General features: G+C 53.8%; 17 protein-coding genes and 1 pseudogene. 7 read left to right on the top strand and 11 right to left on the bottom strand.

What is annotated here, in order from left to right; translation table 11 throughout:
- The first annotated feature begins 153 nt into the window (after positions 1 to 153).
- Complete coding sequence (hpt, locus tag ACLD4K_RS09945; RefSeq protein WP_000683341.1) at positions 154 to 690, top strand: hypoxanthine phosphoribosyltransferase; 537 nt, start codon at positions 154 to 156, stop codon at positions 688 to 690.
- Between the two features lie 57 nt (positions 691 to 747).
- On the opposite strand, the gene can is transcribed toward hpt, so the two are convergent.
- Positions 748 to 1,410, bottom strand: coding sequence for a carbonate dehydratase (gene can / locus ACLD4K_RS09940; RefSeq protein WP_000651590.1), 663 nt, complete (start codon positions 1,408 to 1,410; stop codon positions 748 to 750).
- Positions 1,411 to 1,518: 108 nt separating this feature from the next.
- Here can and ACLD4K_RS09935 point away from each other — a divergent pair, with 108 nt between their 5' ends.
- The 4 genes from ACLD4K_RS09935 (at position 1,519) to ACLD4K_RS09920 (ending at position 5,048) form a co-directional block, all read left to right on the top strand.
- On the top strand, positions 1,519 to 2,445 hold the full coding sequence (locus ACLD4K_RS09935) for an ABC transporter ATP-binding protein (RefSeq protein ID WP_001523220.1): 927 nt from the start codon (positions 1,519 to 1,521) through the stop codon (positions 2,443 to 2,445).
- Positions 2,442 to 3,212 carry an ABC transporter permease gene (locus tag ACLD4K_RS09930; RefSeq protein ID WP_000983418.1) on the top strand — a complete coding sequence of 257 codons (771 nt, stop codon included), beginning with the start codon at positions 2,442 to 2,444 and terminating at the stop codon, positions 3,210 to 3,212. The genes ACLD4K_RS09935 and ACLD4K_RS09930 overlap by 4 nt, the downstream gene beginning before the upstream one ends.
- A 104-nt stretch (positions 3,213 to 3,316) precedes the next feature.
- Positions 3,317 to 3,757, top strand: coding sequence for a PTS sugar transporter subunit IIA (locus ACLD4K_RS09925; protein ID WP_411011778.1), 441 nt, complete (start codon positions 3,317 to 3,319; stop codon positions 3,755 to 3,757).
- 61 nt (positions 3,758 to 3,818) lie between these two features.
- Complete coding sequence (locus ACLD4K_RS09920; protein ID WP_411011777.1) at positions 3,819 to 5,048, top strand: polysaccharide deacetylase family protein; 1,230 nt, start codon at positions 3,819 to 3,821, stop codon at positions 5,046 to 5,048.
- A gap of 6 nt (positions 5,049 to 5,054) precedes the next feature.
- Here ACLD4K_RS09920 and panD read toward each other — a convergent pair whose 3' ends face one another.
- From panD to thpR, 9 genes are all read right to left on the bottom strand, one after another.
- Entirely contained in the window at positions 5,055 to 5,435 is a 381-nt protein-coding gene (gene panD / locus ACLD4K_RS09915) for an aspartate 1-decarboxylase (protein ID WP_000621526.1), read from the bottom strand.
- 94 nt (positions 5,436 to 5,529) lie between these two features.
- The gene (gene panC, locus ACLD4K_RS09910; RefSeq protein ID WP_411011776.1) at positions 5,530 to 6,384 is read right to left on the bottom strand and encodes a pantoate--beta-alanine ligase; all 855 of its coding nucleotides are present in this window, start codon (positions 6,382 to 6,384) and stop codon (positions 5,530 to 5,532) included.
- A 125-nt stretch (positions 6,385 to 6,509) separates the two neighbouring features.
- Complete coding sequence (gene panB, locus ACLD4K_RS09905) at positions 6,510 to 7,301, bottom strand: 3-methyl-2-oxobutanoate hydroxymethyltransferase (RefSeq protein WP_411011775.1); 792 nt, start codon at positions 7,299 to 7,301, stop codon at positions 6,510 to 6,512.
- Positions 7,302 to 7,421: 120 nt separating this feature from the next.
- Entirely contained in the window at positions 7,422 to 7,901 is a 480-nt protein-coding gene (gene folK / locus ACLD4K_RS09900; RefSeq protein WP_411011774.1) for a 2-amino-4-hydroxy-6-hydroxymethyldihydropteridine diphosphokinase, read from the bottom strand.
- Complete coding sequence (pcnB, locus tag ACLD4K_RS09895; protein WP_220659774.1) at positions 7,898 to 9,295, bottom strand: polynucleotide adenylyltransferase PcnB; 1,398 nt, start codon at positions 9,293 to 9,295, stop codon at positions 7,898 to 7,900. The genes folK and pcnB overlap by 4 nt, the downstream gene beginning before the upstream one ends.
- A gap of 161 nt (positions 9,296 to 9,456) precedes the next feature.
- Positions 9,457 to 10,353 carry a tRNA glutamyl-Q(34) synthetase GluQRS gene (gluQRS, locus tag ACLD4K_RS09890; RefSeq protein WP_411011773.1) on the bottom strand — a complete coding sequence of 299 codons (897 nt, stop codon included), beginning with the start codon at positions 10,351 to 10,353 and terminating at the stop codon, positions 9,457 to 9,459.
- A 68-nt stretch (positions 10,354 to 10,421) separates the two neighbouring features.
- Positions 10,422 to 10,877 (bottom strand): RNA polymerase-binding protein DksA, encoded by a 456-nt coding sequence (gene dksA / locus ACLD4K_RS09885; RefSeq protein ID WP_001155232.1) that lies wholly within the window; start codon positions 10,875 to 10,877, stop codon positions 10,422 to 10,424.
- Between the two features lie 176 nt (positions 10,878 to 11,053).
- Positions 11,054 to 11,758, bottom strand: coding sequence for a DNA/RNA nuclease SfsA (gene sfsA, locus ACLD4K_RS09880; RefSeq protein WP_000899412.1), 705 nt, complete (start codon positions 11,756 to 11,758; stop codon positions 11,054 to 11,056).
- 16 nt (positions 11,759 to 11,774) lie between these two features.
- Positions 11,775 to 12,305, bottom strand: coding sequence for an RNA 2',3'-cyclic phosphodiesterase (gene thpR / locus ACLD4K_RS09875; protein WP_001294175.1), 531 nt, complete (start codon positions 12,303 to 12,305; stop codon positions 11,775 to 11,777).
- 72 nt (positions 12,306 to 12,377) lie between these two features.
- On the opposite strand from thpR, the gene hrpB reads away from it, so the two are divergent.
- Together hrpB and mrcB are read left to right on the top strand one after the other, a co-directional pair.
- Positions 12,378 to 14,807, top strand: a complete 2,430-nt coding sequence (gene hrpB, locus ACLD4K_RS09870) for an ATP-dependent helicase HrpB (protein ID WP_411011772.1) — start codon at positions 12,378 to 12,380, stop codon at positions 14,805 to 14,807.
- A gap of 135 nt (positions 14,808 to 14,942) precedes the next feature.
- Positions 14,943 to 17,468 (top strand): bifunctional glycosyl transferase/transpeptidase, encoded by a 2,526-nt coding sequence (gene mrcB / locus ACLD4K_RS09865; protein WP_411011771.1) that lies wholly within the window; start codon positions 14,943 to 14,945, stop codon positions 17,466 to 17,468.
- A 51-nt stretch (positions 17,469 to 17,519) separates the two neighbouring features.
- On the opposite strand, the pseudogene ACLD4K_RS09860 reads toward mrcB, so the two are convergent.
- Positions 17,520 to 18,445 (bottom strand): annotated as a pseudogene (locus tag ACLD4K_RS09860) (transposase domain-containing protein).
- Positions 18,446 to 18,772: the final 327 nt, after the last annotated feature.

Below are 18,772 nucleotides of genomic sequence, written 5' to 3'. Positions count from 1 at the left end.
ATTAACATGTGTGATCGTCATCACAAAATGAGCTTTCTTATCAAATGCCGCGAATGAATACGTTTGCTGTTATACTGCGTGCCTTGCGCGTCAATGCGGCGTTATTAGTCACCGGCATTGAGTGATTTGTTTTTAAATCATATGGTTATAAATATGAAACATACTGTTGAAGTCATGATCCCCGAAGCGGAGATCAAAGCACGTATTGCCGAGCTGGGTCGTCAGATTACCGAACGTTATAAAGACAGCGGCAGTGAAATGGTGCTGGTAGGTCTGTTGCGTGGCTCATTTATGTTTATGGCGGACCTGTGCCGTGAAGTCCAGGTTCCTCATGAAGTCGATTTTATGACCGCCTCCAGCTATGGTAGCGGCATGTCCACCACCCGCGACGTGAAAATCCTCAAAGATCTGGATGAGGATATTCGCGGTAAAGACGTGCTGATTGTTGAAGACATTATTGATTCCGGTAATACGCTGTCGAAGGTCCGTGAAATCCTGGGCCTGCGCGAGCCGAAATCGCTGGCGATTTGTACGCTGCTGGATAAACCGTCTCGTCGAGAAGTGGATGTCCCGGTGGAGTTTATCGGCTTCTCTATTCCTGATGAGTTCGTCGTGGGGTACGGTATTGACTACGCCCAGCGTTATCGCCATCTACCGTATGTTGGTAAAGTGGTGCTGCTGGACGAGTAAGCGCAGAAATGCCGGATGGCGTCGCTAAAGCGACTTATCCGGCCTATAGCTAATGGCTTATTGGTGGGGAATGTATTTCAGACTTAGGGCGGAGATACCCTTATGATAGCCGTTCTCCAGCGTTTTTTTGTTGGTGGCGGTGACGTCAAGATCGCGCAGCAGGCCATCATTGATACTGTACGCCCAGCCGTGAATGGTCACATTCTGCCCGCGTTTCCACGCTGACTGCATAATGGTGGAATGTCCCAGGTTATAGACCTGCTCCATGACGTTCAATTCATAGAGCGCGTCCAGACGTTGCTCTTCGGGCATTTTTCCCAACAGCGAGCTATGTTTAAGCCAGATGTCGCGGATATGCAGCAGCCAGTTATTAATCAAGCCCAACTCAGGGTTTTCTACCGCAGCCTTGATACCGCCGCAACCGGAGTGGCCGCAAATGATAATATGCTCAACTTCCAGAACATCAACCGCATACTGAACCACGGAGAGACAGTTCAGATCGGTGTGAATAACCAGGTTAGCCACATTACGGTGAACAAACAATTCGCCCGGTTCAAGCCCGGTTAAACGCTCTGCGGGAACGCGGCTGTCGGAACATCCAATCCATAGAAAGCGCGGTTTTTGCGCTTGCGCCAGTTTCTCAAAAAATCCGGGGTCCTCTTCCACCAGCATTTTTGACCATAGTGCATTGTTGCTGATGAGTGTATCTATGTCTTTCATGGAAGTTAACGACCTGTAACCAAATAAGTGCGTTGGGCTAATATAGGGCAACTCCGTAGTTATTTAAACCATATATAAAGTGTAAGAACGTAAAGTAAGTGAGAATTTATGACCATTGCGCTGGAACTTCAACAACTTAAAAAAACCTATCCCGGCGGCGTTCAGGCGCTGCGCGGCATAGATTTGCAGGTCGAAGCGGGGGATTTTTACGCGCTTCTGGGGCCAAATGGAGCAGGGAAATCGACCACCATCGGTATTATCAGCTCATTGGTTAATAAAACGTCCGGGCGCGTTAACGTTTTTGGTTATGACCTGGAAAAAGACGTGGTTAACGCCAAGCGACAGCTTGGACTGGTGCCACAGGAGTTTAACTTTAACCCGTTTGAAACGGTGCAACAGATCGTAGTGAATCAGGCCGGTTATTACGGCGTGGAACATAAAGAGGCGGTTTTACGTAGCGAAAAGTATTTAAAACAGCTCGATCTGTGGGAAAAACGTAGTGAACGCGCGCGGATGCTGTCCGGTGGGATGAAACGCCGCCTGATGATCGCCCGCGCATTGATGCATGAACCTAAGCTATTGATTCTCGACGAGCCGACGGCGGGCGTCGATATCGAATTGCGTCGCTCGATGTGGGGATTCCTGAAAGACTTAAACGCTAAAGGCACCACGATTATTCTCACCACCCACTATCTGGAAGAGGCGGAAATGCTGTGCCGCAATATCGGTATTATTCAGCACGGCGAGCTGGTGGAAAATACCTCCATGAAAAATCTGCTTTCAAAGCTGAAATCGGAGACGTTTATTCTGGATTTAGCGCCAAAAAGCCCGCTGCCTAAGCTTGCGGGTTATCAATATCGTCTGGTGGATACCTCGACTCTGGAGGTTGAAGTGTTGCGCGAGCAGGGGGTTAACAGCGTCTTTAGCCAACTGAGCGAGCAGGGGGTTCAGGTATTAAGTATGCGTAATAAAGCCAACCGTCTGGAAGAACTGTTTGTGTCGCTGGTGCATGAAAAACAAGGAGATCGCGCATGATGCAGCTTTACTGGGTTGCCCTTAAAAGCATCTGGGCGAAAGAGATCCACCGCTTTATGCGGATCTGGGTGCAAACGCTGGTGCCGCCCGTCATCACCATGACGCTCTATTTTATTATTTTTGGTAATTTGATTGGTTCGCGCATCGGCGAAATGCATGGTTTTAGCTATATGCAATTTATTGTGCCGGGCCTGATTATGATGGCGGTTATTACTAACTCCTACGCTAATGTCGCGTCGTCATTTTTTAGCGCCAAGTTTCAGCGCAATATTGAGGAACTGCTGGTCGCGCCGGTACCAACGCACGTGATCATCGCCGGATTTGTCGGCGGCGGCGTGGCGCGCGGGCTGTGCGTGGGGATTCTGGTGACGGCGATTTCGCTCTTTTTCGTGCCTTTCCAGGTGCATTCCTGGGTATTTGTCGCGCTAACGCTGATTCTGACCGCGATTCTGTTCTCGCTGGCCGGACTGCTGAACGCCGTGTTTGCGAAAACCTTTGACGATATCAGCCTGATCCCGACCTTTGTGCTGACGCCGCTAACCTACCTCGGCGGGGTATTTTACTCGCTGACGCTGCTGCCGCCGTTCTGGCAAGGGTTGTCGCACCTGAACCCGATCGTCTACATGATCAGCGGCTTCCGCTACGGCTTCCTGGGTATCCATGATGTGCCGCTGGTCACCACATTTGGCGTACTGGTGATCTTTATCGCCGCTTTCTACCTGCTGTGCTGGTCGCTGATCCAGCGCGGACGCGGTTTGCGTAGCTGATACGATTCTCCTCTTCTCCTGGAGGGAAGAGGAGACTTTTGACGGCTGTCATCATTCCTGATTGGTAACCCTGATAAACTACTTGTCTGCTAAGGAGGTAGGCTATGTTAGGTTGGGTGATTACCTGCCATGACGATCGCGCACAGGATATGCTTGATCGCCTGGAGAGAAAAAATGGTCCGTTGGCGCAATGCCGGGCGGTCAATTTTTGGCGCGGCCTGAGCTCAAACATGCTGAGCCGTATGATGTGTGATGCCCTCCATGCCACCGACTCCGGTGAAGGCGTGATATTTTTAACCGACATTTCCGGCGCGGCGCCTTATCGTGTAGCGTCGCTGATGAGCCATAAACATTCTCAATGTGAAGTTATTTCAGGTGTTAGCTATTCATTGATAGAGGAAATGCTTCCTTTGCGAGAGTCGATGAGCAGTTCAGCATTTCGCGACCAGATTGTCGCGCTTGGCGCACCGGATGTCACCAGTCTCTGGCATCAGCAGCAGAAAAATCCGCCTTTTGTATTGCTGAATGATTTGTATGAGTTTTGATCAATACCATTGACGACGCTTTTGCTACAATAACGGCGTTTTTTCGCCTCGGTTATGATATATGGTTATGCGCGTTGTTCTTATCTTGCTGTTCTTTTTCGCCGGTAATGTGTTGGCTGCCTTGCCCGCTCGTTATATGCAAACGACGGAAGACGCCGCCATCTGGTCGCAGATTGGCGATAAAATGGTGACCGTAGGGAATATCCGCGCCGGACAAATTCTTTCCGTAACGCCTGTTGCGGCTGATTATTATGCCTTTAAATTCGGCTTCGGCGAGGGGTTTATCGATAAAGGCCATCTGGAATCCGTGCAGGGAAAACAAAAAGTGGAAGATGGGCTGGGCGATCTTAACAAGCCGCTCAGCAATCAGAATCTGGTGACCTGGAAGGACACGCCGGTGTATAACGCGCCGGACATCAGTAGCGCCCCGTTTGGCGTATTAGTGGATAATTTGCGTTACCCCATTATTAGCAAGCTGAAAGGCAGGCTACATCAAACCTGGTATCAGATCCGTATTGGCGACAGGCTGGCTTATGTCAGCGCCATGGATGCGCAGGAAGACAACGGCATTCCGATTTTGACCTACCATCACATCTTACGTGATGAAGAGAATACCCGTTTTCGCCATACGTCCACCACGACTTCGGTTCGGGCATTCAGCAACCAAATGACCTGGCTTCGCGATCGCGGCTATGCCACGTTGACGATGTACCAACTGGAGGATTACATCCATAACCGCGCTAATTTCCCGGCGCGCGCGGTGGCTATTACCTTTGACGATGGTCTTAAATCGGTGAGTCGCTATGCGTATCCGGTATTAAAGCAGTACGGTATGAAAGCGACGGCATTTATTATCTCATCGCGTATTAAGCGCCATCCGCAAAAATGGAATCCCAGGTCGCTGCAATTTATGAGCGTGTCCGAATTGCGCAAGATAAGCGATGTTTTTGATTTTCAGTCACATACTCACTTTTTACACCGGGTAGACGGGCATCGTCGCCCGATTTTATATAGCCGCAGCTACCATAATATTCTGTTTGATTTTGAACGCTCGCGGCGGGCGCTTGCACAGTTTACTCCGCACGTATTTTATCTTTCTTATCCCTTTGGCGGCTATAACGCGACCGCGATCAAAGCAGCAAAAGACGCCGGTTTCCATCTGGCGGTCACCACGGTGAGAGGGAAGGTGAAGCCTGGCGATAACCCGATGTTGCTAAAACGGCTGTATATTCTGCGCACGGATTCGCTGGAAACCATGTCGCGGCTGATAGTCAATCAGCCGCAGGGGTAAGGGCTGTCAGGCGACCTGTACCGGAATGGCTTTTGCAGTACGTTTCATTTCGTTGTCGCCTTCGAAATAGGCCACTTTCGGCCGCCATGTACGGGCTTCTTCGTCAGACATGGTGACGAAGCTGGCGATAATCACAATGTCGCCAACTTCAGCACAGTGCGCCGCTGCACCGTTCACCGAGATGATTCTGGAGCCGCGTTCAGCCGCAATCGCATAGGTTGAGAAACGTTTCCCATTGGTCACGTTCCAGATATCAATCGCTTCGTTTTCCAGAATACCGGAGGCATCAAGGAAATCCTGGTCAATGGCACAGGAACCTTCGTAGTGCAGGTCCGCCTGCGTGACTTTTACGCGGTGGAGCTTGCCTTGCAGCATGGTGCGAATCATAACTTCTTTACCCTGTCGTTTACCTTGGCTAAGCAGGCGCTTGTGGCCTGCTTTGGAAATTCTCAGGCAGTATTGCCCGATTTTTAACCCCTGTCTACTGGGCTAATGTAACGCTTTGATTATCGATCAGACGCGCCTGACCCAGCCAGGCGGCAGCCAGAATCACTGCGCGTTTGCTGGTTTCCGTCAGCTCCAGCAGCGTGTCGGCATCACGGATTTGAATGTCGTCGGCACGGAAGCCTTTTTCATTCAGTTCCTGTTCGGCAATGGCAATAATCTCTTGCAGCTCACGATTACCCGCAATCAGTTTTTCAGCGATGCTATTCATCACGTTGTATAGACCCGGCGCAATTTTGCGCTGTTCTGCGGTCAGATAACCGTTACGCGAGCTGAGAGCCAGACCGTCTTTGGCGCGAATAATCGGTACGCCGACGATCTCAATGTCATAACTCATATCCGCCACCATTTTGCGGATCAGCGCCAGTTGCTGGAAATCCTTCTCGCCAAAGCAGGCGATATCGGGTTGGATCAGGTTAAACAGCTTGCTGACGATGGTCGAGACGCCGCGGAAGTGGCCCGGACGGCTGGCGCCTTCCAGCATGGTGGAGAGGCCGGGAACATCAACGTACGTATGGCCTTCCAGCCCTTGCGGGTAGATTTCCTCAACGGCTGGTGCAAAGACATAATCGACTTTGCGCTTGTTCAGCTTTTCACAGTCTTCCTGCAGCGTGCGCGGATAACGCACCAGATCGTCCGGTCGGTCAAACTGCATCGGGTTGACGAAAATGCTGACGAACACCACATCAGCCCGCGCTTTTGCTTCATCGACCAGTTTCATATGGCCGTCGTGCAGGTTGCCCATGGTGGGAACCAGTGCGACGCGTTTGCCTTCCTGACGCAGACGACGAATATGCTGGCGCAGCAGCGGCAGGGTTTCAATGATTAGCACAACAAGACTCCTTGAATTGCCTGATGATCCTGCCCGATGGCGCTGCGCTTATCAGGCCTACATCCGTTGAGGATCTGTAGGCCGGATAAGACGCGTCGCGTCGCCATCCGGCACGGTCAGAAAAATTAGTGAAAGCTGTGTTCTTCGCCCGGATAAACGCCGGACTCCACTTCAGCCATATACTGCCGTACGGCGGCGCGCATGTCGCCTGCTTCATTGAGGAAATTCTTCGCAAATTTCGGGATATGGCCACCGGTAATGCCAAAGGCATCATGCATGACAAGGATTTGTCCGTCGGTGACGTTACCGGCGCCGATGCCGATCACCGGAATCGACAGCGCTTCCGTGACGCGCTTCGCCAGCTCAACAGGCACGCACTCCAGCACCAGCAGTTGGGCGCCAGCCGCTTCTAAAGCCAACGCGTCATCCAGCAGCACTTGCCCTGCATCTCCACGGCCCTGAATTTTATAGCCGCCGAAGATATTCACCGACTGGGGCGTTAGCCCCAGATGGCCGCACACCGGCACGGCGCGTTCGGTGAGCATTTTCACCGTATCCGTAAGCCAGGCACCGCCTTCGATTTTGACCATATTAGCGCCCGCGCGCATAACCACCGCAGCGTTTTCAAACGCCTGTTCCGGGGTGGCGTAAGCCATAAACGGCAGGTCGGAGAGCAATAGACAGTTGGGCGCGCCGCGGCGTACCGCGCGGGTGTGGTAGGCGATATCTTCCACGGTGACAGGCAGGGTGGAGTCGTGCCCCTGAATTGTCATGCCCAGAGAGTCGCCAACCAGCATCACATTGATACCTTCGTCGGCAAATAACTTAGCGAAGCTGTAGTCGTAGGCGGTAATTGTCGCGAAGCGTTTTTTCTCTTGCTTGCATTTCTGCAGCAGTGAAATGGTGGTGGGTTTCATAACGTTTCCTGATGGTAAAAGTTATATTTCCCGGCATTCTAACAGTCATATTCAGGGGGGCAATTGATTTAAGCAATCGTTTGGCGCTAAAGCAGTAAACGCTAAAGGGGAGGCGATGTTTTACCAGTGGGCGGGTTTTGCAGCACCAAGATGGGTGAGATGCTGATGCAGGCTGATACCATCCGGAAAGATAAGATCAGGAGCGATTTCGAATAACGGCCACAGCATAAAGCCGCGGTTTTTCATGTCGTAGTGCGGTACGGTCAGACGTTCGGTGTTAATGACTTCATCGCCAAACAGCATAATGTCGAGATCCAGCGTTCGCGGCCCCCAGCGTTCAGCTTTACGCACACGGCCCTGTTGCAGCTCAATGCGCTGGGTATGGTTAAGCAATTCTTCGGGGGCGAGAGTGGTATCCAGCGCCACCGCGGCGTTCAGGTAATCGGGTTGATCCTGTGGACCAAGCGGCGGCGTGCGGTAAAACGAGGAGACGGCCACGATTTGACTGTCAGGGATTTCACCGATCGCTTTCACGGCAGCATTAACCTGCTCCAAAGGGGAGGCGAGGTTGCTGCCAATGGCGATATAAACGACAGTCACGCACTTCCCTCGCGGCGCGGCGCGCGTTTGCGCGGACGTGAACGGCGGCGGCGTGGAGCAGGATCGTCATCCAGCTCGTTGAGCATCCCTTTTTGTTCCGGCGGCGCGGAAGCCTGAAACTCGGCCCACCACTGCGCCAGACGTTGCAGCTCAGTATTATTTTCCACCTGAGCGCGCAGCTCCAGCAAATCAAACGCGGCGCGGAATTTGGGATGTTCCATCAGTTTCCAGGCGCGTTTGCCCTGGCGTCGCGACATCCGTAACTGAAGCTGCCAAATATCACGGGTAAGCGTGGTCAGGCGTTTCGGGATCGCCAGTGAACGGCAGGCTTCATCCAGCACGTCATTCATGGCCAGCGCGAAAGCGTCGTAATAGGCCAGACCGCTCTCCTGAGCGATTTTTTGCGCCATCTCCAGCAGCGGATACCAGAACATGGCGGCAAACAAAAATGCCGGATTAACGCGCATCTCGTTACGGATGCGGTTATCCGTATTCTTCAACACCTGCGCAATGATGCGTTCCATTGCGCTGTCGCCGTTTTCGGTGAAATAACGCGTAATGGTAGGAAACAACGGCTGGAAGAGATTGTATTCCCGCAGTTGTTGATAGGTTTCAAAACCGTTCCCCGCCTGCAACAGCTTCAGCGACTCTTCGAACAGGCGCGCGGGAGGAATGTCGTTTAGCAAGGTTGCCAGACGCGGGATTGGCTCAGCCGTTTCAGGGCTGATACGCATATTGAGCTTCGCAGCGAAACGCACGGCGCGCAGCATTCGAACCGGGTCTTCGCGGTAGCGCGTTTCCGGATTGCCGATCAGGCGAATCACGCCTTCTTGCAGATCCTGCATCCCGCCGACGTAATCGCGCACGGTAAAATCCGCCACGCTGTAGTAAAGGCTGTTAATGGTGAAATCGCGGCGCTGGGCATCTTCTTCGATAGAACCGAAGATATTATCGCGCAGCAGCATACCGTTTTGCCCACGCTGGGAGGTCGTACGGTCGCTTTCACTGCCTTCATGATGACCACGAAACGTTGCCACTTCGATAATTTCCGGGCCAAACATCACGTGAGCCAGGCGGAAACGACGTCCCACCAGACGGCAATTGCGGAATAATTTCCGTACCTGATCCGGTGTTGCGTTGGTGGTCACGTCGAAATCCTTCGGCTTTTTGCCGAGCAGGAGATCGCGGACGCCGCCGCCGACCAGCCAGGATTCATAGCCCGCTTTATTGAGTCTGTACATGACTTTGAGGGCATTTTCACTGATATCTTTGCGGGAGATAGCGTGCTGTTCACGCGGGATAATCGTCATATGTGGACGGGCGACGGCTTGTTCTGCCTCGCTCTCCTCGCGGCTTAACACCTTACGGCAAAAATTAGCGACTCGGGTAAAAATAGCGCACCTCGGTAGTGTCATACATTAATAAGATCAACTTACTCTATGTCTTTCGCATTACGGCAGACGGACGTAAGAGAACAACGCGACCTGGGCTGTAAGCATCATTAACGCCGCAGCAATGCGAAAGACGATGAGCAAAAATAGCGGCTAATCATAGCTCAGCGAGACGCATTTGAGAATGCCGGATTTACATTAGCCGATGTGGGTACGGCTGTAAGCCTCCAGTGCGCCACCGCAAAGCGCAGCAACTCCTCAACAGACATCTCCTGCCACGCTACGACGGCGCGTTGGCCTAAAAAGCGTAATGCCTGGACCAGTACCGGGCGCGGATCGCCTGTCGCAAGCGCAGGGGCATGATTTTGCTTGGAAAGTTTAGCGCCTTGTTCGTTGAGTGCCAGCGGAAGGTGAACGTAACCTGGCGCACGCCAGCCAAACTGTTTATACAGCGAAAGTTGTCGGACAGTGGGTTCGATTAAATCTGCGCCGCGGACGATCTCCGTCACCCCCTGAAAATGATCGTCGACCACCACGGCCAGATTATAAGCAAACAGTCCGTCGCGGCGGTGGATAATAAAATCTTCGCTAGCCAGCTGTGGGTCAGCCTGGATATCGCCGCGCAAGGCATCATGGAAACGCATCACCGGATGCTGCTGTTTAATTCTGACGGCGGCATTCTCCGGCCCGTGGTATAACGCCCGGCAATGGCCGTCGTAAATACCGCCCAGACGTTGAATGCGCGAGCGGGGGCAAGTGCAGTAGTAGCTCAGTCCCTGCTCGTGAAGCCAGGCCAGCGCCTCGCGATAAGCCTCATGACGCTGTGATTGCCATAAGACCTCGCCATCCCAGTGCAGGCCGTAATGTTCCAGCTGGCGCAGAATGATCGCTGCGGCACCGGGAACTTCACGTGGGGGATCGATATCCTCTATACGAACGCGCCAAATTCCGCGTTGCGCACGGGCTTGTAGATAGCTGCCGAGGGCGGCGATTAACGAGCCGAAATGCAGTTCGCCGGATGGCGATGGCGCGAAACGGCCAATATAGTGTGAGTCAGTCATGCTGCGGGCAATAAAGAATAAGGCGGGAAAACTCCCGCCTGTCATAAATAGGGTAGAAACGAACGGGATTAACCCGCCATCTGTTTTTCGCGAATTTCAGCCAGCGTTTTGCAGTCGATGCACAGATCGGCTGTTGGACGCGCTTCCAGGCGGCGGATACCAATCTCCACCCCGCAGGACTCGCAATAACCGAAGTCTTCATCTTCCACTTTCTTCAGCGTCTTCTCGATCTTTTTGATCAGTTTGCGCTCACGGTCACGATTACGTAACTCCAGGCTAAACTCCTCTTCCTGCGCGGCGCGATCGACCGGATCGGGGAAGTTGGCGGCTTCGTCCTGCATGTGCGTCACAGTGCGATCGACTTCATCCCGGAGTTGATTACGCCATGCTTCAAGAATACGCTTGAAGTGCGATAGCTGGGCTTCGTTCATATACTCTTCGCCCGGTTTCTCCTGGTACGGCTCCACCCCAGCGATGGCGAGAATACTCAGGGACGATGTTTTACGGTTTTGCCCTTCTTGCATGTTGCTTCTCCTTAACACGCACTATCGATCCCCATGTTCGGGGGAAAATCAGGTCGCTATAAATAGCAGATGCTTTTCCGGATAGCAATTATCTAAACGTAACACTTGACAACCCTGTGAGGAAAAGCGTATTTACGCACGTGGCCAGAATACTTAATAATCAGGCTGTTATTCCACTACAACGTTATGGGTACTGGTTCGTTCAGTTCCATTTTTTGGGCTGAAAGTTCTGCTTTATAAGCTAAAACTTCCACGCCTTTATTCTGAGCCTCGCTCAATAGCTGCGCGTATTTTATATCGATATGACGTGCGGGTGAAAAACGTGTAATGGCGGAGTGCAGCACCGCGAACACCACCACCGCGCGATGACCTGCCGCCGCAACGCCCATCAACTCCCGAAGATGTTTTTGCCCTCGTTCGGTGATGGCGTCGGGAAAATAACCGTTTTCTTTTTCCGCTAACGTGACCGATTTCACTTCAATATAGCAGTCCGGGCGGAAATCTGCCTGTAACATAAAATCTATACGGCTGCGCTCGGCGCCATATTTGACTTCACTTTTCAGAATATTGTACCCCGCCAGCGCCGGCAGGCGATTCTCCTGAATCGCTTCTTTCGTTAGCTGGTTCGCCCGCAGCGTATTCACGCAAATGAATGCGCCGGATTGCGTTTCAGTCAATTCCCAGGTATGCGGATATTTGCGTTTAGTATTTTCTGATGTCGAATACCAGACGGTATCGCCAGGCGTGGCGCAGCCGGTCATCGCGCCGGTATTAGGACAGTGCAGCGTAAGCGTCGTACCGTCAGGGGTGATTACATCGGCTAAAAAACGTTTATAGCGCTGAATCAACGTAGCGCGTTGTAAAGGGGGTGAGAATAGCATCGACATTCCTTCATTATTATTCGCCCAGCGTCCAGCGCTGCAGCTCGGCATAGCGGGTACGGCCTTGCCCATACGAAGAGGCGTAAAGCGCAAACGACGTGACCGGAAATGACCAGCAAAAGCCCGGCGGTGGGATAGCCACCGTATGGCTGGCGTCGCGCAGCAGCGTAATATGCGGGTGAAAAGGCTGCGGGCTTTGGTAACAACCGCTGCGGGCGGCCTGCGCGCGCAGCATATTAGCCAACTGCAACAACCCGCGCGGCGGCTGGCGCATCCCCAGCCACACCACGCGCGAACGCAGCCACTGACCGGCGTCATCCAGATGTAGCGTAAAGCCCGGCTGGCGAATTCGTCCGGCCAGTTGCGCAAGCGCGCGCTGCTTATCGTTACTGACGTCGCCTAAAAAGGCCAGCGTCAGGTGTAGGTTCGCCGCTGCCACGGGCCGTCCGTCTTCAGACGCAAAATGGGCGGCGCGCCAGGCGATAATTTGCGCGCGTGCGTCGTCGGGTAAGTCAATCGCAAAAAACAGCCGTTTTGGCTCAGACATAGGGATACTCGGTTATGGATTAACACGATGCTACAATGCGGCGCAAAGAAAGTTAACCCCGTGGAGCCGTTTGTGACGTCATTGCCCGTTGCCGCCGTATTGCCTGAATTGTTGACAGCCCTAAAAACCGCGCCGCAGGTTTTGTTGTCCGCGCCTACCGGGGCGGGGAAATCCACCTGGCTGCCGTTGCAACTCCTGCAACAGGGGCCGGTTGCTGGAAAAATCCTTCTGCTTGAACCGCGTCGTCTGGCGGCGCGTAATGTCGCGCAGCGTCTGGCGGAAGCGTTGAATGAAAAGCCTGGCGAAACGGTAGGCTATCGGATGCGCGCGCAAAGCTGCGTGGGGCCGCGTACCCGGCTGGAAGTGGTGACCGAAGGCGTATTGACCAGAATGATTCAGCGCGATCCCGAATTACGCGGCGTGGGGCTGGTGATACTGGATGAATTTCATGAGCGCAGTTTACAGGCGGATTTAGCGTTGGCGCTGTTGCTGGATATCCAGCAAGGGCTCCGTGACGATCTCAGGCTGTTAATCATGTCTGCGACGCTGGATAACGACAGGCTCTGTCAGCGACTGCCTGATGCGCCGACGATCGTCTCGGAGGGGCGCGCGTTTGCGGTGGAGCGACGTTATCAGCCGCTTGCGGCGCATTTGCGTTTTGATGAAGCCGTCGCGATGGCGACAGCGGAACTGCTGCGCAATGAAAACGGTTCGCTGCTGCTATTTTTACCCGGCGTAGGCGAAATACAGCGCGTTCATGAACATCTGGCGTCGCGGGTAGGGAGCGATGTCCTGCTTTGTCCGCTGTATGGCGCATTGTCTCTGGAAGCGCAACGCAAAGCGATTGTTCCCGCCCCCGCCGGGATGCGTAAAGTGGTGTTGGCGACTAACATTGCCGAAACCAGTTTGACGATTGAAGGGATTCGTCTGGTCGTCGATAGCGCTCAGGAGCGCGTGGCGCGATTCGACGCGCGAACGGGACTGACGCGGCTGGTTACGCAGCGTATCAGTCAGGCATCAATGACGCAGCGCGCGGGGCGTGCCGGACGACTGGCGCCGGGAATCTGTTTACATCTGCTGGCAAAAGAACAGGCGGAGCGGGCGGCGGCGCAAAGCGATCCGGAAATCTTACACAGCGACCTCTCCGGTTTGTTGATGGAGGTGTTGCAGTGGGGATGTCACGATCCGGCATCACTTTTCTGGCTGGACAGGCCGCCGGAGGTGAATCTTCAGGCCGCCCGCCGTTTATTATTGATGTTAGGCGCGCTGGAGGGCGAGCGATTAAGCGCGCGCGGGCAGAAAATGGCGGCAACAGGTAACGATCCGCGCCTGGCGGCGATGTTAGTCAATGCCGGCGAGGGCGATAGCGCCGCCACCGCCGCCATGCTCGCGGCCATCCTTGAGGACCCGCCGCGCGGCGGCGGTACGGATTTTAGCGTGCTATTTTCGCGGCGACAGCCGGGCTGGCAGCAGCGTAGCCAGCAACTTTTAAAACGGCTGCAGGTGCGTAATGGCGAGCCGGATAGCGCGCTTATTATGCCGCTGTTGGCCAGAGCGTTTAGCGACCGCATCGCGCGGCGTCGTGGTCAGGAAGGGCGCTATCAGTTAGCCAATGGTATGGGCGCGATGTTAGATGCGGATGACGCGTTGGGACGTCATGAATGGCTGATCGCGCCGCTGTTACTGCAAGGCAGCGCCTCGCCGGACGCCCGAATATTGTTGGCGCAGCCGCTGGATATTGCCTCGCTGATTCAGGCGTGTCCTGATTTACTGCGCCAGTCTGACACGGTTGAATGGGACGAAGCGCAGGGAACGTTGAAAGCGTGGCGCAGAATGCGTATTGGACAGTTGACGGTTAGTGTTCAGCCACTGGCGAAACCGTCTGAAGAGGAGCTTCATCAGGCGATGCTGAACGGCATCCGCGATAGAGGTCTGGCCGTCCTTAACTGGACGCCGGAAGCGGAGCAGTTCCGTCTGCGTCTACACTGTGCGGCGAAATGGCTGCCGGAATATGACTGGCCTGCCGTGGATGAGGCGTCGCTGCTGGCGACTCTGGAAAACTGGTTGCTGCCGCACATGACAGGCGTACAGTCGTTACGGAGTCTGAAATCTCTGAATGTGACTCAGGCGTTACGGGGACTGCTTGACTATGCCATGCTGCAACGTCTGGATAGTGAACTGCCTGGGCATTACACTGTGCCGACGGGAAGCCGAATAACGATTCGTTATCATGAAGATAACCCGCCCGCACTGGCGGTCAGAATGCAGGAAATGTTCGGCGAGGCAAGTACGCCGACGCTTGCGCAGGGGCGAGTGCCGCTGGTGCTGGAACTGCTTTCGCCAGCGCAGCGACCGCTACAGATTACGCGCGATTTAAGCGCTTTCTGGCAGGGTGCGTATCGCGAAGTGCAAAAAGAGATGAAGGGCCGTTACCCCAAACATGTCTGGCCGGACGATCCGGCGAATACCGCCCCAACGCGGCGCACGAAGAAGTATTCGTAATGTAACTGTAGGCCGGATAAGGCGTTATGCCGCATCCGGCGAAAGAGCGGTAATAATTGAGAGATTTCTTCTTCTGTCGTCTGGCTGAAGAATAGAGAATCGGGCCTTTGCGCCTGTATGTTGCGGAGAAAAAGCATGGCGGGGAATGACCGCGAGCCGATTGGACGTAAGGGGAAACCGTCACGTCCTGTGAAACAAAAGGTGAGCCGTCGTCGGCAGCATGACGACGATTATGATGATGACTATGAGGATGAAGAACCGATGCCGCGTAAAGGTAAGGGCAAAGGGCGTAAGCCTCGTGGCAAGCGCGGCTGGCTGTGGCTATTGCTAAAACTGTTTATCGTTTTTGTTGTGCTGTTCGCCATTTACGGCGTCTATCTGGATCAAAAAATCCGCAGCCGTATTGATGGCAAGGTCTGGCAGCTTCCGGCGGCGGTATATGGCCGGATGGTGAACCTTGAGCCAGACATGCCTGTCAGCAAAAACGAGATGGTGAAATTGCTGGAAGCGACGCAGTATCGTCTGGTGACGAAGATGACCCGTCCTGGCGAATTTACCGTGCAGGCCAATAGCATTGAGATGATCCGTCGTCCGTTTGACTTCCCGGACAGCAAAGAAGGGCAGGTGCGCGCGCGGCTGACGTTCAGTGACGGGCGTCTGGAAACCATCGTCAATCTGGATAACAACCGCCAGTTTGGCTTCTTCCGCCTGGATCCGCGGCTTATCACCATGCTTTCTTCGCCAAATGGCGAGCAGCGTTTATTCGTCCCGCGCAGCGGTTTCCCGGATCTGCTGGTCGATACGCTGTTGGCGACGGAAGACCGTCATTTCTATGAGCATGATGGCATTAGTCTTTACTCTATCGGGCGTGCGGTGCTGGCCAACCTGACGGCGGGACGCACGGTGCAGGGGGCCAGTACGCTGACCCAGCAGCTGGTGAAGAACCTGTTCCTCTCCAGCGAAAGATCATACTGGCGTAAAGCGAATGAAGCCTACATGGCGCTGATCATGGATGCCCGTTACAGTAAAGATCGTATTCTTGAGCTGTACATGAACGAGGTCTACCTCGGTCAAAGCGGGGATAATGAAATTCGCGGTTTTCCGCTGGCGAGCCTGTATTACTTTGGTCGTCCGGTAGAGGAACTGAGCCTCGATCAGCAGGCGTTACTGGTGGGGATGGTAAAAGGGGCGTCGATTTATAACCCGTGGCGCAACCCGAAACTGGCGCTGGAGCGTCGTAACCTGGTGCTACGCCTGTTACAGCAGCAGAAAATCATCGATCAGGAACTCTATGACATGCTGAGCGCGCGTCCGCTTGGCGTACAGCCGCGCGGCGGCGTTATTTCACCGCAGCCAGCGTTTATGCAGATGGTTCGTCAGGAACTGCAGGCGAAGCTGGGGGATAAAATTAAAGATCTCTCCGGCGTGAAGATCTTCACCACCTTTGACTCCGTGGCGCAGGATGCCGCAGAAAAAGCCGTTGTCGAAGGCATTCCGGCGTTGAAGAAGCAGCGTAAATTGAGCGATCTGGAAACCGCGATGGTGGTGGTGGATCGCTTTAGCGGCGAGGTGCGCGCGATGGTTGGCGGGGCGGAGCCGCAGTATGCCGGCTATAACCGTGCCATGCAGGCGCGCCGTTCCATCGGGTCGCTGGCGAAACCGGCGACCTATCTGACCGCGTTAAGTCAGCCGAACTTATACCGTCTGAACACCTGGATTGCCGATGCGCCGATTTCGCTGCGCCAGCCGAATGGTCAGGTCTGGTCGCCGCAGAACGACGATCGTCGCTACAGCGAAAGCGGGAAAGTGATGCTGGTGGATGCGTTAACTCGCTCAATGAACGTACCGACGGTCAATCTGGGGATGGCGTTAGGTTTACCGGCGGTAACCGATACCTGGACGAAGCTCGGCGTGCCGAAAGATCAGCTCAATCCTGTTCCGGCTATGTTGTTAGGGGCGCTGAACCTGACGCCGATCGAAGTGGCGCAGGCGTTCCAGACTATCGCCAGCGGTGGGAACCGCGCGCCGCTGTCGGCGCTGCGTTCGGTGATTGCGGAAGATGGTAAGGTGCTGTACCAAAGTTATCCGCAAGCTGAACGCGCCGTACCGGCACAGGCGGCTTACCTGACGCTCTGGACAATGCAGCAGGTCGTCCAGCGTGGTACGGGGCGTCAGCTTGGCGCGAAATATCCGGGTCTGCATCTGGCGGGTAAAACCGGGACGACAAACAACAATGTCGATACCTGGTTTGCCGGTATCGACGGCAGCCAGGTGACTATCACCTGGGTAGGCCGTGATAACAACCAGCCGACGAAATTGTACGGCGCCAGCGGCGCGATGGCGATTTACCAGCGCTATCTGGCGAACCAGACGCCAACGCCTTTAGTTCTGACGCCGCCGGAAGATGTGGTGGATATGGGCGTTGATTACGACGGTAATTTTGTCTGTAGCGGCGGTATGCGCACTCTGCCGGTCTGGACGGACGATCCAAATACGCTGTGCCAGCAGGGCGAGATGTTGCAGCAGTCGGGTAATCCGTTCGATCAATCTTCTCAGCAGCCGCAGCAACAGCAGCCTCAACAGCAGCAACCGCCGCAGCAGGAGAAGAAGGACGGCGATGGCGTAGCTGGTTGGATTAAAGAGATGTTTGGTAGTAATTAATTCAGTAATAAATTAGACCTAAACACCCGCTATTAGTGTAATGCCGTTCACTTAAGCCTCACGTAGCTTAAAGCTGAACGGATATTTAGGCGGAACATAAAGCACCGAACGATCGTATCTTCGGTGCTTTATTTTTTCCGGCAAAATGAAGGATTTTACATTTTGCCTCATTCCTTTCAGATGCTTAGGGATATTCCCTGCTGTACCCTTACCGCTGACTCGTACCTGGGACACCAGGATATTTAACGCTGCGACGAAGCTTATTCGTGTCGGCATCACGCCTGCTTCGACAGCAATATCTGTCATCTCTTTTCTCAGCAGATTATACGATACCAGAATACCCCATAACTCCTGCTTCACCCCTTCAGGGTGTGAGCCGGCGCAGAAGAAACCAGCCGGTGTGCCAGCGTCAGTTACCTTCAGCAACGCCGCCAAAAGCGGCATCAGGCAACATATGAGAATGGGTCGCCATCAGCCCCACCATACGAACCTGCGGAAAGGTTCCATGAGCAGGGTCGATAAAGCCAAAGGCGGCGGCATTGTCTGGTGAATCTGGTGTGCGGAACAGAGTTCCGTCAACACTCAGAACATGAAGTCCGTGAAAAGTATCGGCTCCCAGAATGGCAGGCAGCCAGCCAGCCTTCATTGCAGGCATGGAACAAATAGCGGAGCGGGGCCTCGCCCAGACGCTGGCGTGCTGCGGTGAGTACGCCGGGAGCGAGACTCTGATAGCCGTCATCAGGCTGAAGAACGATATCGAGGTGGTGGCAGACATCTTTAATGGATAAATCGCGCAGCAGTCCCATCATCAGCACGAGCCAGACGGCCTGCTCAGCGGGAAGGCGACGCCGCCGGATGCTGGCCTTGTGACAGGCATTGAGCGCCTGATGGATCCATGCAGGGTCAGGCGAGCGGGAGAAAGTATCCAGCTCAGAAGAAAAAGCATCAACAACGAAATCCATATCGTGTTCAGACATAAAAAAATCCAGAGTCAGGGTAACAGAATCTGGATTGTCTCTTACTGGCCGGATCGTTCAAGTACTCTTAAATGATCGGCATTACGCTATTAGTGGGTGTTTTTATTTTTGGTTGAAATGAATGTAGCGATTTTATTAAAATAATTTATTGATTTAATTTTAATTAAGAGCAAATTAAGTAAAATAAATGTTTGCAAAAACCATTGTAAATTAAATGGTTAACATTCTTTATAGCGTGTTAGAAATCGCAGGTTATATCAGGCTATAGACAGTCTCTCCGGTAGTTTGATTTAATCCGCGAGTGAACACTATACAATATTCATTATA

This window comes from Salmonella sp. 741265055_HSA (assembly GCF_046569525.1).
Classification (GTDB): Bacteria; Pseudomonadota; Gammaproteobacteria; order Enterobacterales; family Enterobacteriaceae; genus Salmonella; species Salmonella enterica.
This window is presented reverse-complemented; position numbering and strand designations above follow the sequence as displayed.